16 protein-coding genes are annotated in these 17,609 nt (G+C 39.2%); 7 read left to right on the top strand and 9 right to left on the bottom strand.

The window, feature by feature from the left end; translation table 11 throughout:
- Positions 1 to 199: 199 nt before the first annotated feature.
- Positions 200 to 1,579, bottom strand: coding sequence for a cytochrome P450 (locus tag H6G08_RS03960; RefSeq protein ID WP_190538982.1), 1,380 nt, complete (start codon positions 1,577 to 1,579; stop codon positions 200 to 202).
- Positions 1,580 to 2,126: 547 nt separating this feature from the next.
- On the opposite strand from H6G08_RS03960, the gene H6G08_RS03955 reads away from it, so the two are divergent.
- From H6G08_RS03955 to H6G08_RS03945, 3 genes are all read left to right on the top strand, one after another.
- Entirely contained in the window at positions 2,127 to 3,467 is a 1,341-nt protein-coding gene (locus H6G08_RS03955) for an NF038122 family metalloprotease (protein WP_190538981.1), read from the top strand.
- Positions 3,468 to 3,779: 312 nt separating this feature from the next.
- Entirely contained in the window at positions 3,780 to 4,412 is a 633-nt protein-coding gene (locus H6G08_RS03950) for an AAA family ATPase (protein ID WP_096646003.1), read from the top strand.
- Entirely contained in the window at positions 4,412 to 5,029 is a 618-nt protein-coding gene (locus H6G08_RS03945) for a hypothetical protein (RefSeq protein WP_190538980.1), read from the top strand. Before H6G08_RS03950 ends, H6G08_RS03945 begins: the two co-directional genes overlap by 1 nt.
- A 267-nt stretch (positions 5,030 to 5,296) precedes the next feature.
- Here the strand turns inward: H6G08_RS03945 and H6G08_RS03940 are convergent, their stop codons facing one another.
- The gene (locus H6G08_RS03940) at positions 5,297 to 6,190 is read right to left on the bottom strand and encodes an alpha/beta fold hydrolase (RefSeq protein ID WP_190538979.1); all 894 of its coding nucleotides are present in this window, start codon (positions 6,188 to 6,190) and stop codon (positions 5,297 to 5,299) included.
- 831 nt (positions 6,191 to 7,021) lie between these two features.
- On the opposite strand from H6G08_RS03940, the gene H6G08_RS03935 reads away from it, so the two are divergent.
- The 3 genes from H6G08_RS03935 to H6G08_RS03930 all read left to right on the top strand — a co-directional run bounded on the left by H6G08_RS03935 (position 7,022) and on the right by H6G08_RS03930 (position 11,123).
- Positions 7,022 to 7,264 carry a hypothetical protein gene (locus H6G08_RS03935; RefSeq protein WP_190538978.1) on the top strand — a complete coding sequence of 81 codons (243 nt, stop codon included), beginning with the start codon at positions 7,022 to 7,024 and terminating at the stop codon, positions 7,262 to 7,264.
- 12 nt (positions 7,265 to 7,276) lie between these two features.
- On the top strand, positions 7,277 to 7,405 hold the full coding sequence (locus tag H6G08_RS38050; protein WP_277877796.1) for a hypothetical protein: 129 nt from the start codon (positions 7,277 to 7,279) through the stop codon (positions 7,403 to 7,405).
- A gap of 196 nt (positions 7,406 to 7,601) precedes the next feature.
- A complete protein-coding gene (locus H6G08_RS03930; protein ID WP_190538977.1) occupies positions 7,602 to 11,123 on the top strand; it encodes a two-partner secretion domain-containing protein in 3,522 nt (1,173 codons plus the stop codon).
- Positions 11,124 to 11,226: 103 nt separating this feature from the next.
- Here the strand turns inward: H6G08_RS03930 and H6G08_RS03925 are convergent, their stop codons facing one another.
- The 6 genes from H6G08_RS03925 to H6G08_RS03900 form a co-directional block, all read right to left on the bottom strand.
- Entirely contained in the window at positions 11,227 to 11,640 is a 414-nt protein-coding gene (locus H6G08_RS03925) for a salt stress protein, Slr1339 family (protein WP_190538976.1), read from the bottom strand.
- Positions 11,641 to 11,745: 105 nt separating this feature from the next.
- Positions 11,746 to 12,351, bottom strand: coding sequence for a vWA domain-containing protein (locus H6G08_RS03920; protein ID WP_096646009.1), 606 nt, complete (start codon positions 12,349 to 12,351; stop codon positions 11,746 to 11,748).
- 44 nt (positions 12,352 to 12,395) lie between these two features.
- A complete protein-coding gene (locus H6G08_RS03915; RefSeq protein ID WP_190538975.1) occupies positions 12,396 to 12,998 on the bottom strand; it encodes a VWA domain-containing protein in 603 nt (200 codons plus the stop codon).
- A gap of 204 nt (positions 12,999 to 13,202) precedes the next feature.
- Positions 13,203 to 13,808, bottom strand: a complete 606-nt coding sequence (locus tag H6G08_RS03910; RefSeq protein ID WP_190538974.1) for a vWA domain-containing protein — start codon at positions 13,806 to 13,808, stop codon at positions 13,203 to 13,205.
- A 791-nt stretch (positions 13,809 to 14,599) separates the two neighbouring features.
- Entirely contained in the window at positions 14,600 to 15,034 is a 435-nt protein-coding gene (locus tag H6G08_RS03905; protein ID WP_190538973.1) for a DUF6918 family protein, read from the bottom strand.
- A 512-nt stretch (positions 15,035 to 15,546) separates the two neighbouring features.
- A complete protein-coding gene (locus tag H6G08_RS03900) occupies positions 15,547 to 15,837 on the bottom strand; it encodes a hypothetical protein (RefSeq protein WP_096646748.1) in 291 nt (96 codons plus the stop codon).
- Positions 15,838 to 16,276: 439 nt separating this feature from the next.
- On the opposite strand from H6G08_RS03900, the gene H6G08_RS03895 reads away from it, so the two are divergent.
- Entirely contained in the window at positions 16,277 to 16,651 is a 375-nt protein-coding gene (locus H6G08_RS03895; protein ID WP_190538972.1) for a DUF2237 family protein, read from the top strand.
- A 35-nt stretch (positions 16,652 to 16,686) separates the two neighbouring features.
- Here H6G08_RS03895 and hpnK read toward each other — a convergent pair whose 3' ends face one another.
- A complete protein-coding gene (gene hpnK / locus H6G08_RS03890; RefSeq protein WP_190538971.1) occupies positions 16,687 to 17,553 on the bottom strand; it encodes a hopanoid biosynthesis-associated protein HpnK in 867 nt (288 codons plus the stop codon).
- Positions 17,554 to 17,609 lie beyond the last annotated feature (56 nt).

Here is a 17,609-nt window from a genome sequence, read left to right as displayed (position 1 = left end):
CTGTTGCTTTGCTGTCAAGTATCAGCAAATATGCTGCTTTTAACTGCGAGAAAATCGCTTTTGCTAGGACACATAAAATTGACTATTACTCTGAAAATCTTACCCAGAAGAGGCAGCGTAAAGAAGAACGCCAAAATTAGGGCTTTTGTAAAGTCTCTTGATGGTGCGTGATTAACGCACCCTAATTCTTAATTACAAATTAAACCGCTACTGGCTTACTTACAAGCTTAACTTGAGGTTTGGCAATCATCCGCATTCCTGATGGTGGAGCGATAGTAAAACCACGCCGCACAGGTTCTATAGGGCGTTTATTTACCAGCGAAAGTTGAAATTTTGACAGAATTGTGGCTAAGACAATTTTCATTTCATATTGGGCAAATGCTAACCCAATACAGCGACGATTACCACCACCAAAAGGTAAGTATTCATATTGAGAAAATTGTCTTTCTAAAAAGCGTTCTGGTTGGAATTGTTTGGGATTGGGGTAAACTTCTGGGCGATGATGCGCTAAGTAAATACTAGGCATAATTACATGTTTTTCAGGAATTGTATAACCTTTAATTTCAATTGGGGATTTCACAATTCTGGGTGAAGCATTGATCACAATAGGGTAAAGCCGCAACGTTTCCTGACAAAAGGCTGTCAAATAGGGTAACTTAGCAATGCTACTCGGATCTGCATTAACATCAATAGTATCTAGTTCTCGTAGTAACTTTTCTTGAACTTCTGGTAATCGGTCAATCCAGTAAAAAGCCCATGTTAATACAGAAGCTGTAGTTTCATGTCCAGTAACTAACAATGTCATTAATTCATCACGTAATTCTCTATCAGACATTGGTTGCCCATCTGCGTCACGAGCCGCCATCATTAAACTGAGGATATCTTGGCGATTTTCTTGAGTATCATTGCGTCTTTCAGTAATGAGAGCATAAATAAATTCATCGATTTGCGCTAATAAACGCAATACTTTACCCCAAGGACTCCAAGCACCTAAATCTTTGCGCAAGAAGCTGAAAAATAAAGCGCCAGATAATAAAGGAGAACCGAGAAAATCTAACACAGAAGAGAGTAAATGCTGAAGTTCTTGAAATTGCTTTCCTTCTTCTAAGCCAAATACTACTCGTAAAATCACGTTTAAGGTGATTTCTTGCATTGAATTGCGGATATTGAAAGGTTGATCAATCAGCCATTGGCTACTTACCTGCTCAGTAATTGTACGAATATCTTGCCCATAAGCTCGCATTCGATCGCCATGAAAAGGCGGGGTTAATAATTGACGTTGACGCTGATGGCGATCGCCATCTAGTAAAATTAATGAGTTCTCACCTAGTAAAAACCTTAAAGGCCCGTTGCCTTCCCCAGACTTAAAATACTTGGGATCGGCAGTAAAAATCTGTTCCAAGGCTTCCGGATCGCTGAAGTAGATAATATGCACATCTTTCCTACCCCAAATAGTAAAGCGATCGCCATAAACTTTAGCAAAGTCTTCTACATATTTTATTGGCTGAGTAATAAATTTAACCAGCCGCAGAAAGCGCAAGACTCTAGGCCCATCAGGTAAGCTGTTAGTGATTGTCATATCAATGCAGAATATAAGTGTTGGATTTTATTGTGACAAGTTTTTAGTAAATAGGACTTACGCAGTGTCAGATATTTTTCATGCTTTTTGTCAATGGTCAATAGTCCATAGTCCAAAAACCTGAATTTTGACCATTGATTTTTGACTTTTGACCACCCTTGTGAGGGTTTTTGTGTTCGGTGCGTAAGTCCTAGTAAATTGACAGTCAATTTTAGCTGCTAATTTATTTTTGCAGTGAATTTGCAGTCTATTCTCAATCTTAGTGTTTTAAAGAGGCTTTGCTGTCATAATTCCATTGACTTAGTTTATTTTTTCAACATAACTCCGTATTTTCATATAAATACTATATTATGCATAACTATTTGTTTATAAGTAATTTCATTTATTTATGGTGATATTTGAAGCTATTTTAACAATAAAAAGACTAAGATTTTATCACTATCTTATTCAAAGAAAATATAAACCATAAATGTAGAAGCTATATTATTTCTCATCATAGTAATTTAGCCAAAAATCAAACATTTCCGTGAAAAATAATCTCAAAAATATGACAGCAAATACACATTTATCTCAGATGATGTCTCTGGTAATTGCTGCAAATGCCTTAATTTCTCTGACTTTACCTGCACAAGCAGTCACATTTAATTTCACATATAATGATGATGTGACACAAGAACAAAAGAAGGCTTTTGAATTCGCAGGAATTTACTGGTCTCAAAACTTAGCTGATGATGTTGCTATCAATATTCATATAGATTTTGCTAATTCTGCGCAACTACCTAGTGGGGTACTAGGTGGCGCTCTTCCAGCTTTTATGAATAATGTCAGCTATAGTGGCTTGCGGAATGCACTGAATAATGACAAGACTTCAACCTTCGATAATACTGCTGTGAGTAACTTAGCTGCTGGTACCTCTTGGAATGCAGTTGTCAGAGATCCATTATCGACAAATATTAGTTCAATTTCTAATAGCACGCTCAGTTTAACTACAGCCAATGCCAAAGCATTAGGTTTAATGAGTAATAACAACAATGCTTTAGATGGCGTAATTATGTTGAATAAGTTAGACAACACTAACTATGCTTGGACAACTAGTGAAGTCATTAACACTGTAGGTAATCAACAATTTGATATGACTAGTGTTGCGATCCACGAAATCGGTCATATTCTCGGGTTTGTGAGTAGCTTAGACGGTGTGAATGCTAATAACTACTGGGATATGAATAACCGCAAAAAAATCTTTACACCCTTTGATTTGTTCCGCTATTCTAGTTACAGTGCTAATAGCAAAGTATCTGACCTTAGTAATGGTTACGATACATACTTCTCTCTTGATGGTGGCACAAGTAGTATCGGATATTTATCTACTGGAACCGACAAAAATAACTTAAAAGGTGATGGCTTTCAGGGTAGCCATTGGAAGAATTACGATACCACTATTGGCGTGATGACACCTGCTTTGCGTATGGGTACGTATCGTGATATTGATGTGCGAGATAAAACCGTTTTCGATGTGATTGGTTGGCAAACAAGAAATGTGACTTTATCCCATAGTGATATGCTAAATCAAGCTATCAGTAAAGCACAGTCAGCAATCAGTATCAATCGTAATGCTGACATTAACAATATGTTTAATCAAAGTCGTTGGGGCGGTACTACCACAACTACTAGCTTAAACCAAACACAAGATTTAGCAAATTATCTAGCCCAGGAAGGATTTTTTCAACAAGGTATGCTCTGGGATAGTATACCCACCGATATAAGTTCAGTTGAGCCAGATGTAACTTCTGTTCCTGAACCTGCTGTAACTTTTGGATTAATGAGTTTATTGGGTTTTGCTGGATTGAAATTGAAAAAGTTTCCTTGCGATCGCCCCAAGTCTATCTAATACCTATTTGAACAAAGAATGCGACAGATGGTAGAGGCATGGCAATGTCATGGCCTCTAGAATATTATTAATGTACTGATGTGCCGCAAACACTATTTAAAATTGGTATAATCTTCGGTTGGATAGATAAGTAAAATTCTGACAAATGAGATTTTTTCGGTGTAAGTCTGTTGATTGGTGAGGAGCGATCGCTATTCTTCCCCTGGTTTCCCTTTCTCATATCCCAGGCGATTGTAAGTAAGTGTGAGCAAAGTGAGTCTTTGAGGCACAAAGCATTATATTCTGGTATGACAGCAGCGTCGGGAATGTGAAGTGCCAAAAATTATCGTTATACTCAACGGCAAGGGAGGTGTCGGTAAAACGACAACCGCAGTCAATCTAGCTGCCAACTTTGCCCGTAAACAAAACGTGATTCTGGTTGACGCAGATATTCAAGGATCTGCTAGTTGGTGGTTTGGGCGCAATCAGGATGGGATGGGGTTTGATCTAGCTCAAGAAACTAATCCAAAACTTTTAAGTAATTTAACAAAGCTAACAGGTTACGATTTAGTAGTAGTGGATACGCCTCCGGCGCTGCGCTCTGAAGCATTGGCGACGGTAGTAGCTATCGCAGATTATCTGGTTTTACCTACACCCCCAGCAGCAATGGATCTCGCTGTCTTGATTGAGACTGTTAGAAAAGCCGTCATCCCTGTGGGAGTTCCCCATAAGGTGTTGCTAACCAAAGTTGATACGCGGAGTTTGGGGGAAGCCATTGAGGCGCAAAAAACTCTCATGGGATTAGGAATTCCTGTATGTAAAAACTTAATCCGTACTTATAAAGCTCACGAAAGAGCAGCACTTGAGGGTGTACCAATTACTCAATGGCGGGGAAACAACGCACGGGAAGCAGAATCTGATTATCGCCGTGTGGCTAATGAATTACAGCTCGATTGGAGGGAATAATGGTTAAGAAACGTGTCTCTGTCTCCGATTTATTACAAGAAGAAGCACAAAAATTTACACCACCTGAAGGTGAATCAGTGATTGAAGTGACTGCACAAGCTGTGACAGAAGAAAATGTTACAGCCGAAGAAGCACCTACGGCAACACCAGAAACAGGAACAGCAGCTAGGCGCACAACTCCTACCAAGGTAGATTTAGAAACAACTATTCAAGAGTTAAAAGAATCTCTAGAAAAATCTCAGCAGCAGGAAGCTACCCTGCAAAAACAAGTTGCAGATTTACAATCATCTGTATCAGAACAAAAAACAGCAGCAAAACGCCTCACTAAAGAGCTTGATGAAGCGAAAAAAGCCGCGTTACATCTAGCTGAGTCTAACTCTAAGCTCATAGAAGAAATTAATACTTTAAAGCAAGAAAAGGAAACTCTTAGCGCCTCTAATTTTCAGCTTACAGAAGAACTTAATGCCTTAAAACAACCAAAGGAAAGTTATAAACCAGTCAAACAAACCCATAGTCAAGACTATTACAGAAAATCTTACCGGACTTCTGAACATCTAGCCATTACACAACCAGCCGAACCAGAAGATAATTCTTCTCAAATGTGGTTGCTTGATTAATTCGTAATTCGTAATTCGTAATTACGTTTTTGTTAGGTGAGCTAATTTGTATTAGAATAGTGCGTTGTAGCACAATACAGCGCACTATACTGGCGGTTTAAGGCTAAAATACTGTATTAGTAAAACTCTTGTGGGATGGGCGTCTCGCCCGTCCTGGGCGGACAAGATGTCCACCCCACAAGAAAGTTATATTACAATATTGTCAGCTTGCCAGGGCACTACATTTAAGTTTTTGAATTTGGCATTCTCAACTGATTAAATAATTGATTATTGATGGCTGCAAAATTCTAAAATATATTCAGCAGTGAGTTCTGGCTGTTCTAAGTGGGGAATATGACCGCAATCTTTAATCCATGAAAGCTTACTATTGGGTATGGCACTTTGAAATTTCTTTGCGCCTTTAGTACCTAAAATTTTATCGGAGTCACCCCATAAAATTAATGTAGGTTGGTTAATTTCCGCTAATTTTTGCCTTTTAAAAGCTCGATAACCACCGCTTTTAGTAAAAGTAATTAAAGCTTTGCTCCAACTTGGCATTTGTAGATGTAATGCGGCACAAGCGACACTATCATTTGATGCTAAATGTGTGGCTTTATAAGCAGCGCGAGAAATGCGATCGCGAACTTTTGGACTGCGTAAAAACTCTGTAGCATAATAATCCAAAGGGGGAAACATGAATTTACTCAGTGGCGAACCTCCCTGTAACCCTGCACTATCCATTAACACGAGTTTTTGCACCACTTCTGGATAAGTTAGAGTAAAATCAATCGCCGCCGCACCCCCCATTGATGCGCCAAGCAAAATTACAGGCTGATTAATTAGAGTTTTCCAAAAATAATAAAGATGGGTTTTAATGGCAGTAGGGCTATATTCAATATCAGCCAATCTTTCTGTAAAACCAAAGCCTAATAAATCCACCGCCCAAGTTTCATTTTTGGCGGCTAATAGCGGTAGTAATCGGCGAAATTCTAAAACAGAACTATCAAAGCCGTGAATTAAGAGAATGGGTACACCACCGCTACCTTGATGAACATAGGTAGTATTGATTGGTTGATTAGCTAGAGGAGTAGCGATCGCATGAGATTGGATACTCTGAGCTAGTGCGATCGCAGCTGGTTCTTGGAGTTGCCCAACGGCTGTAGGTAAGAAACTTGGAAACATAAGCCTTAGTTTACCATGTTGTGTCCCCAACAGTGCGATCGCTCCTGTGTTGCCTTTGACTCCAGAATAATCACTCTCTCATCGATTCGGTAATAGCATCGCCTTAAATCAAAGCCTGATTCATGGAAAATGTAGAATATATCGCCTACATCCTCTGAAGATTAATTGATTATGCCTCTTAATATTTATTAGATTTCCTACTTTAAATTAATACAGTTGGTCATAGATAACTCATGCTCATATTAATACTTACGAAAAAATACTGTTAATAAATATCAATCTATTTTGATCATTATAAAATATAATGCTTATCGATAATTAGCAAAATAAGTGATTGTACGGTTAAATCATATATTTTTATCAAAATGACTAGCAATATTAAAATTACTACAAATAATCTCAGTAACTCTTGCCACAATAGAAAATGTTGTGAAAAATAGCTATTAAGTTTTTAGTCTTTAAAAAACAAAACATGCCGACAAAATTCACCAATAAAACTCCAAAAAAATCATCAGCAATCTAGAGATAATAGCCAGCTATTACTAGTGAATGAAATTACTAATTCTGAAGCAGAAACAGTAACAGGTGGAGGTGGTAATTCTATAGATCCCACTGCCTGGGGTGGCGGTGGCGGTGGTAGTGGCGGTGGTAGTTTCTGAGTTCTCTAAACTAATCTTGCCAAGGAAAATATCAAGTTTTGGGGGTATAGATAATGCGAATTTATTCCATAATTTATGCCCAATCAACTTGAGATACATACAATAATTTTTTATTGATTTGCAAAGATAACAAATGCAGACAAAATACTTGTTAGAGGTTAAACAAGAATATATGAATGTTAAAATTTCAGAAAATTATCACAAAAAGTCTCCACAAAATAGTCAAATTCTGGAGCTACTAGAATTGAGCGAATTAACTGACAAAGAAGCTGAATTAGTTGTCGGCGCTTGGGGTGGCGGAGGTAGTGGAGGTAGTGGATCTGGCGGTAGTGGTTGGGATAGTTATGGAGGTGATACTTGGGTCGGTGGTAGTATTCCTAATAATTGTCATGTAGAAAGTTCTATAGAACTATAATATTCCCAGGTTTTGCCCAACAAATATGAAGATTTGATGGACTTAACTCATCAGGAAGTTGAATTAGTAGTAATCACTCGAATTCATACTACCAGTAGTGCTAGTGCTACTGGTAATGGTGGTCAAACAAAGAGAGAGTAAATGCCTGGTTAGACATAATTTGAACATACTTGTGTAACACCCCAGTTTCTTCATGAAATCGGGGTTTTTATTTCAGTTAACTTATTGAAAAAAGGTAGCAATTGAGTTTGTTACCATCAGAGTTGCCAATAGGGGAAGACATTTCAGTGACTCCGTAGCTAAGATAGTAGCTTCTAGCAAGAGAATGGCAAAAACTATGTCAGTGACGAAAAGAAAGAGCAAAATTTTAGGCATAAAAATATTGCTGGGCTTACCGCTTATTTTTTGGTCGCTGGCAAATACAAAACTAAGCGCTTCAGCACAAATTATTCCCGATAATACGCTGCCAAATAATACAACTGTTACTCCTAATTCTGGGACTTTTACAATTGATGGTGGTACTAGATCTGGTAATAACTTATTCCATAGTTTTCAAGATTTTTCTCTGCTAAAAGACCAAATAGCCGCTTTTAATAATCCTACAGATATTCAAAACATCATCAGCCGTGTTACTGGTAGTTCTATCTCCGAAATTGATGGTTTAATTCGTGCCCAAGGCGCAGCTAATTTATTTCTCATCAATCCCAATGGGATTGTTTTTGGTGCTAATGCTGCCCTCGATATTGGTGGTTCTTTTATTGGTTCTACAGCCAATAGTATCCGATTTACTGATGGTAGCGAATTCAATGCTAGCAATCCACAAACAACACCTTTATTAACAGTAAGCCTTCCTTTAGGGTTGCAATACGGGTCAAATAATACAGCTATTATCAAGGTCAACGGCACGGGAAACAATCTCAGTTTCAATAAAAATAACTTTTCCATCATTAAAGACTCTCGTCCTACCGGGGTTATGGTACAGCCACAGAAAACTTTGGCTTTGGTAGGTGGGAATATTGAAGTTACAGGAGGTAATCTCACCGCCAATAGCGGACGAATTGAGTTAGGAAGTGTAGGTACAGACAGTTTTGTCACCCTTAACCCCATTACCTCAGGTTGGCAATTGAGTTATGAAAATGTCAATAGTTTTCGCGATATTAACCTATCTCAAGCAGCTTCTTTAGAAGTTAGTGGTAATGGCGGTAATATCCAAGTACAGGGGCGTAACATTCAAGTAAAAGATGGTTCTGCTATGTTGGCAGAGACTGTAGGTAATGGTTTACCAGGAAGTCTGATAATTAAGGCAACAGAAGCGGTAGCAGTCAGTGGTACTTCTGTATTGGGTCTTCCCTTTGTAACTTATTTATCTAGCGATGTTGCACCTGGCGCAACGGGTAATGGTGGTAATTTATTAATTGATACAAAAAGCCTGCTTGTTGCTAGTGGCGCTCAAATTTCCAGTGGTACCTTTGGTGCTGGTAACGCCGGGAGTCTCACAGTTAACGCCCAGCAAATTGAATTGAGTGGCGGTTCAAGTGTTTCTGGTTCTAGCGGTTTATTTACACCGGTAGCGCCTGGAGCCACAGGTAATGGCGGTAAGTTAGTAATTCAAACAGATAATTTGTTAGTTACTAACGGCGCACAGGTATTTGTTAATACTTTTGGTATGGGCAATGCTGGCAGCATAGAATTAAACGCCACAAATGTACAATTAACCGGTGCTTCACGAGGCAGCGTTTCTAGTGGCATTTTTGCCAATGCCGAATCTATTGCCCAAGGTAGAGGCGGGAATATCATTATTAATACGGAAAATTTACAGGTTGCTAATGGTGCCAGGATAGCAGTTAGTACCTTTAATGCCAAAGATGGAGGAATTTTAACAGTCAAGGCAAAAGATATAGAGCTACTGCGGGGTGCAGCTGGTGTTGGTTCCAGTGGCTTATATGCAAATGTAGAATCTAAAGCCGCAGGTAATGGTGGCAAATTGTTGATTGAAACCGAAAATTTGCGCATTGCTGATGGCGCACAGATAGCAGCATTAACTTTTGGTTCAGGAAATGCGGGAATTGTCAATTTGCAAGCCAATCAAATAGAACTGAGCGGTACTTCACCCGGAGGTTTCCCTAGCGGGCTACTTGCGAATGTGGAATCAGGTGCGACGGGTAATGGTGGTAGTTTAAGCATTGATACTCAAAGTTTACGTTTAATTAATGGTGCGCAAATTGGTACGGGTACTTTTAGCTCTGGAAATGCTGGAGATTTAAATATTCAGGCAAATAATATAGAACTCATTGGTGGTTCTACTAGCGGTCAGAGTTTATTATTTACCACAGTTCTCTCTAATGCCACGGGTAAGGGAGGGAATTTGACAATAGATACCGATACCTTGCGGCTGATAGATGGCGGTCAAATTGCTACAAGTACTGCTGGCTCTGGCAAGGCGGGTAATTTAATAGTAACAGCGAACGATATAGAAGTTATTGGTGTGAATGCTGTAGGACGCAGTGGTTTATTTGCTAGTGCAATCCAAGGCAATGGTGATGGGGGAAACTTAAATATTATTACTGATAATTTAACTATTCAAAATGGAGGTATTATCAGTGCTAGTAATTTCCATAGCCGCAACACGAATATACCACCAGGACAAGGAAAAGCAGGTAATATTCAGATTGATGCGGGAGCGATTTTACTTGATAATACTTCCTCAGAAAATCTAGCCAGCATCAGCGCCTCTACAGTTTCTGGTGGTGGTGGTAATATCTTTTTGAATGTGCAAACATCATTAACCGCTCGCAATGGTAGCCAAATATCTGCTGATACTAAAGGTAGTGGTGATGGCGGTAGCATTAATATCAATGCTGATTCTCTCACATTTACTACTGGGGCTTCTTTGAATACCAGTACAGTAAGTACAGGCAATGCGGGATTAATTAAAATTGCTGCTAATTCTGTTTTGTTTGATGGTTATATTAATACTTTATTTACAGGCGCTTTCAGCGAAGCTAAAGCTGGATCGCAAGGTAATGGCGGTAATATTCAAGTGACAAGTAATTTATTAAAGGTAATAAATCAAGCTCGTATTTCTACTAATAGTTTGGGATTAGGTCAAGCTGGTAATATCATTATCAATGCGCAGCAAATCCAAAGCGATCGCGGTAATATAGTAGCTACATCCACGCAAACAGGTGGCGGTAATCTCAATTTGACTACTGATTTACTCTTCCTCAATAACCAGAGTTTAATTAGTACTAGCGTTTTAGATAGTACTGGTGGCGGTGGTAATATAAACATTAATGCCAATTTTGTTGTGGCTCACAATAACAGCGATATTCGAGCTAATGCTGTTTTTGGCCCTGGTGGTAATATTCAAATCCAAACTCAAGGTATTTTTATCTCTCCAGATAGTCAGATTGATGCGAGTTCAAAATTCGGAGTTGATGGGGTTGTGACAATTAATAACCTAGAAACGAGTAAGAATCTTGCTAATACTGAATTACCCACAAATATTATAGATCCTAGTCAACAGATTGCTGCTAGTTGTCGAGGCGATCGCGCTAATAATTTTGTTGTGACTGGACGAGGTGGATTACCACAAAATCCTACTGATATTATTATGGGTCAAACAATTTGGAATGATGTCCGTGATTTGTCTTCTCAAGTAGGATTACAGCCAAAGGGTGTGGAAACAAGAGTCACAACTGCTTCTCAAGCAGCGCCGAAAAATAATGAACCATCTGCAATTATTGAGGCTCAAGGTTTGATAATTAATAGTCGCGGTGAAGCTGAATTATTAGCTAATTCTCCGAATATTATTCCTGAATCGGCTAAAAATTCTCCTGCTTATTGTGGAGCAATTTAAATTAGAGACGCGATGAATCGCGTCTGTACAATTGTCAGAGACGCGATGAATCACGTCTGTACAATTATCAGAGGGTTTTATTATTAATCAAGTAAACAATGGGTTAATAGTTGTTTTGTAAATATTCAATAGCAGCTTCTAATTTGGAAGGATATCCTTCGGCAAATCTTTCAAACCAAAGTCCTTCAGGCGAAAATGGATCTAATTTAGCTAACCATTCTTTCGCCTGAGTTTTTAATGCTTCTCGTTGTTTTACTTTAAGTTGTTCTTGGCGAATTCTTTCTTGTTCTAATTCTTCCTGTCGTCTCAAATCTTCGGCTTTGTCTCGTTCGACAAAATCAGCCTTCACTTCCTCCAAAAGATTATCGATGAGAGAAGCTGCTTTTGGTGATACGGGAATAAATGGTTGGGTAATGTTTAGCTGAGGTTTTGACTGAGGTTGTGGTTGGGGTGGAGGAGTTTTCCCTTCTTTGTATTCAGTTTGGAGTTCAGCTAATAGCTTATCAATATTATCCATTGCAGGAATCAGGGAAGGGGGAAAAGGGGGACAAGGAAGACAAGGAAGACAAGGGAGACAAGGAGGACTAATGACAAATGACAAATGACCAATGACAAATGACAATTAGTCCTTAATCGCATTCAGTAGCACTTCTGATAGACTCATATCCTCCATATCTTCCATTGTAATGGTGTCGCAGATATCAAACTTGGCTCCTGCGCCTTGGAGATCGTCATCTAGGACTTTGAGAAAGCGGGTAGCTTGCGCATCTGTACCGACTTGAATAAAGGAAATGGCTAGTTCTTCATCGCGATCCATTTGTCGGGAAGCTTCGATAATGACTTTCATCACGGCTTTGCGATCGTCTGGTTCGCCATCGGTAACTACTAAAATTGTCTCACCATTAGGCTTAGTTTGTTTAGCTGCTTTGCGTTTAAAGTAATCATCTGTGGCGTGTTTGAGGACTCCTGCTAAATCTGTGGTTCCTGAGGGATCGTTTTCTTGAAAGATTTGCGCTACTTTAGCGGAGGTGACGTTTTCATAGCGTTTGAATTTGCCGGAAAATACGTAAATAGTGATACCATCGGGATCTAATTGTTCGCATTTACTCGCTAAAGCAAAGGTTGATTCTTGCGCGGTTACCCATCTGTTTCTACCGCCTTTTTGATCTGGGGTAGCCATGCTGCCGCTTTTGTCGATAATTAAGGTATAGTCACGATTATCTAGCATTTCTAATGTCTCCAAGTATTATTTAAAACATTTGCACCGATGGATTAACCAGCGATCGCTTTTAATACGTCGGTGAGAGTCATTTCTTCTAATTGGTCTAAAGTGATGGTGTCACAAATATCAAATTTAGCGCCAACGCTTTGCAATTCATCATCTATGGCATGGAGAAATTTGGTAGCTTTGGTATCAGCACCTACTTGAATGACAGCAATTCTTAACTCTTGGGGATTGTCCAAGCGCTGAGTTGCATTGATAATTATTTCATAGACGGCTTGGCGATCGCCTGGTGTACCGTCAGTCACAACTAAAATTACTTCTCCTGCTGGCTTGGTTTTGCCATCGGCTTTGCGTTTAAAGTAGCTATTAATGGCGTCTTGTAGCACCCCTACTAAGTTGGTGCTATCCCCAGGAATATTTTCTGTAAAAATTTGCTTAATTTTGGCGGCGGTAACATAATCGTAACGCTTAAATTCTTTAGAAAATATATAAATGGTGAGACCATCAAGGTCAAATTCTTCGCATCTAACAGCTAAAGCGTATGTTGATTCTTGTAGTGCTGTCCAGCGACTTTTACCATTTTTTTGATCTGTAGTAGCCATGCTGGCACTCTGGTCAATAATTAAGGTGTAGTCACGGTTTTCGAGCATGGCTGATGTCCCCCAAAATTTGTTGATAATTAGTTATAGCTGTTGACTGTTGAGTGTTGACTGTTGAGTGTTGACTGTTGACTGTTGAGTGTTGACTGTTGACAGACTTAAAAGCCTTTTATGGTCAGGGTTTTATCTTAGCTGGATGTCCTAATCTATCTGGCTACAGCTATAGATAAAGCTTACAGACTTGGTTAGTTAAACTTAGTCTGTAATTGCACTCATTAACACATCTGCAAGACTCATTTCTTCTAAGTCGTCTAAAGTCACGGTATCACAGATGTCAAATTTAGCACCTACACTTTGTAATTGGTCATCTAAGGCTTTAAGAAACTTAGTAGCCTGGGGATCTAAACCAACCTGAACAATGGAAATTGCTAATTCTTCATCTCGATCCATTTGGCGGGTAGCACTAATAATGACTTCAAAGACGGCTTTGCGATCGTCTGGTTCGCCATCGGTGATCACTAAGATTGTCTCGCCATTGGGTTTAGTTTGACCTGATGCTTTCCGCTTAAAGTAATTATTGAGTGCGTCTTGAAGTACACCTGCTAAATTGGTTGTTCCTGCTGGATCGTTTTCTTGGAAAATTTGCGCAACTTTGGCGGATGTGACATCATCGTAGCGTTTAAATCTACCGGAAAATACGTAGACTGTAATCCCATCTGGGTCAAACTGCTCACATTTCCTGGCTAAGGCTAGTGTGGATTCTTGAGCTATGTCCCATCTACTTCTCCCTCCTGCTTGGTCAGGGGTAGACATGCTGCCGCTTTTATCGATAATTAAAGTATAGTCACGGTCACTCATCATAGTATTCCTTGATTGTTATCCTTTGGTTACTAGTTTAACTACTAGAATCGAGGTTGATATAGGTGTTGTAGCTCTATCGTTACATTTGCTACTGAAAATTTTATTAAAAATGGGCATGGGGCATGGGGGAGCCAGTGCGTTGCGGGGGTTCCCCCCGTTGTAGCAACTGGCGTCATGGGGCATGGGAAAGATAGATTTTTATGCTTATACCAATTCACGAAATTACTGATACAAATCACTTCCTCTGCCCCTCTGCTTCCTCTGCCCCTCTGCTTCCTCTGCCCCTCTGCTTGCCTATGTGTATCATTTTTAAAGTGAAGCGGTATTAGTTGTGGGATTTTTTTGTGAATAGCTGATTTATCTCAGGATTGAAGTGAGGCTGCACATTAACGCCCTCACCCTAGAAGGGTGGGGCTAAACACACAAAGCCTGCAAAGGCAGGCTAATTTGCATCTTCATAGAAAGTTAGTATAAAGTCCTAATTACAGGCGATGAATTGCAGATATATGTAGTCTATGTAGATTTTGTCATTGAGGCTAAATCTCTATGAGGTTGCAGATTAACGTCCTCAGCGCTATTCTCTTATACAAATTTAAATAATGTTGGCGGCACGTAAATATATTCTAGAGGGCATGGCAATGCCATGCCCCTACCATTTGTCGCATTATTTTTTTAATTTTTTATCAGTAGTAGCACGTGCTTGTTTAGTAGCAAATTAAGATTAATGCTATGGGTAAGCAATAGGCAACAGAGTTAGAAAAACTGTTGCCTAGAGGTTGCCTGTTTGTTTATTAATTAGTGTATTTACTGATGACCTTAGCTAATTCTGGTACTGCTTCTTCTACATGCTGTTTAGCTGAACCCCGAAATCTTTCGTATGTTCCGCGAACAATTTGACGCTTGGTTTTTTTGACTCGTTCATCGGTGACGCTTAGTAGTGCATCAGCAGTGCGATCGCTACTTGTAGTCATATATTCTACTGGATCGCCTTTCTGTACACCTTCGTTCCAGATTGGATCGATGGCTGTAAAGCATTGTGGTAGGAGCTGCTCGACGACGTAAGGGATATATCCTGGTTTTACTCCCTTTAATGCAGCGAAGGCTGTTTTTAAAGCCATACCACTGAGGCCTGACTTAGATTCAATCTGCTTTTCCAGCATCGTGCAACAGTCAACTACAATCTTGTCTTTTTTATCGGAATTCAATAGTTCGTCGCTTAATCCCATTTCAATCCTCCTGATTGTCAAAGTCTTAATTTTTATTCAACCAATTTGTCAACGAACAGGATATTACAAAATAGGGTAGTAAGTGTGAAAACTTACCAAGCACCCCCAGAAATTCTAAACAATTTCGGCGGTGCTGTCGAAAATTTATATAGTAAAGGAATTGTAAAGTAATAAATATTACTTGCTATTGGTCAATAGTCAATAGTCAATAGTCATTTGTCAGGGGTATAAGTATATTTATACCAATTTGAAAAAAGAATGCGACATAAATAAAGACCCAAACGCTTGTCCTGTCTTGATTCTTAATTTTGAATTTTGAATTGGTATTAGGTTTCGTAATATAGTTTGGTGTATTGATACCTAACTACTTAAGTTTAGGGGCGCAATAAATTGTATTCATAGCTTTAATTGACTCAAAATTGGCTGTATTTTGAGGCGGATTTTTATTAGTCTTGCTCTAGGAAAATAAAAATATTGACTGATAAAAACAGCCAATATTTTGATGAAGTTAGTTAATTTTCTTGCTCTGGGTGATGACCTGTACTTGTCTCACTTTCTTGTAGCCGCGAAATAAATACGTCTGGTTTTCTACTGACAACAGACTTGACTTTATCAATGGCAATTACTTCACTGATTTTGACAATCATTTCCCAGAGAGTATCTTCTTCTGTTTCTTTGTTATAAGTTCTGTGTTTGAACCATAACAAATCATCCCAAACTCCGATTACTGTGGCGAAATACCACTTATCTCTTATTAATATCCAGATTTCTTGTTCTAAATAGGTCTGAAGAATAGATTTCACAACTACTGAGATTATAAAAAGACGTTGCGCTCCAGATTACACGGGGATTATAGCTTTCTGCTACGGTGGAATTACGGAATTCATAGGTATGACATTAGTAATTTTTTAGCGGACAATTTTTCCAAATAAAAAACTTAGATTTATAGTTAAGAAATCTGTTCGCTGCTTCTACTTTTAAGATAATTTTTAGAGAAATATTTTAGCGTTATTGAGTAATAGTCAGAAAAGCTTGCACTAACACTAGACATCTTATTGCAGAATTTATCATATTGTAGGGACTGCTGTCACAAAGTTGCATAGAAGAATGTGAAAATTAGCAATTTTGTTAGAAGTGTAATGTGTAAACTACTCTGAAACTTCGAGAAAAATGATAAAGTTCACTCTAGTTATCTAGTTATTAGCTGTACAACAATACGGGTGAACTGAAGGTAAGGTGTTTATGGCAGAAGCTAAAAACGTACTTGGTACTACTTTGGAGAGTTGCTGTACTGCTCCGATGACTGGTTATTATCGTGATGGATTCTGCAATACTGGTGGTCAAGATTTTGGTATGCATGTTGTATGTGCGCAAATGACAGCAGAATTCCTGCAATTTACCAAATCGCGCGGAAATGATTTAAGTACACCTGTCCCTGAGTATAATTTTCCTGGATTGAGAGAAGGCGATCGCTGGTGTTTATGTGCAGCTCGTTGGCAAGAAGCTCTAGAAGCTGGTTTTGCTCCCCCAGTTGTATTAGAAGCTACCCATGCAAGAGCTTTGGAAGTATGTAATTTAGAGGATTTGAAAAAATACGCATTGACGGTTGACTGTTGACTGTTGACGGTTGACTGTTGAATGTTGACTGTTGACTATTCAAGCTGGTGATAATTAGTTAGTTCAAATCCATTTACACTTAAAACCTGACGGACTTGTTCGCTTAATAAAGCAGCAAGTTCTACTTCACCTGCGCCAGGTAATCCATTAAGCGGTTCTCCAGGTTTAACTAAGGCGGGATGGGAATAAATTTCTACTAAGTCTGCTTGAATTTGGGGTAGGAGACCAAGTAAGTACTCTTCATTCATATTACCAGTTTGCAGCAAGCCGTATACTCGCTGTGCAAACTTTATACCATGAGCGGTGAGTAAGCTTTCGCCATAACTGCGCAGTCTCCCAAATACTCCTGACCAAACTAATTTAGTTAATAAAGCACTCCGGTCAAGTTTGAGGCTCATTTGCAATTCTTCCGATGGCAGACGGATGACTTGGATGTTAAATTCGGGAGCTAATTCTACTAATATCCGTAATATTACAGGATGTACATGTAAATGTAAATGCCCATCAACATGAGAAAGGGGCAGCCCAGATTGGCGAAATTTTTCCAACTGGGCGCGGATTTCTTGGCGTAATTCCTCACGGGCAGCTGGGTGAAATTGATAGCGTAAGCCAGCTACCAGAGGACTATGAGAAAAATTGCCTTGAGAGTCTACTAAATGGGGAATTTGGGAGGGAGGCAGGACAGAACGACCGCAAACCAATACCAAATGTAGACCAACTGCCAAACTGGGGCGATCGCGTGCCCAGGCGATCGCATCTGCGGCAGCATCTCCTGTTACCATTAAACTGGTACTAGTTAATACACCCTGTTCGTGAGCTTGGATAATTGCCTGATTGACTCCAGCAGAAAAGCCAAAGTCATCAGCATTAATAATGGCAAAGCGGGATTTGGTATTGGTCATTTGTCATTGGTCATTTGTCATTTGTCCTTGGGCATTGGGCATTGGGCATTGGGCAA

Source organism: Calothrix anomala FACHB-343, from assembly GCF_014696435.1.
In the GTDB taxonomy this organism is placed as follows: Bacteria; Cyanobacteriota; Cyanobacteriia; order Cyanobacteriales; family Nostocaceae; genus Aulosira; species Aulosira anomala_A.
Note: the sequence above shows the minus strand (reverse complement) of the source record. Positions and strands in the feature narration are given on the sequence as shown.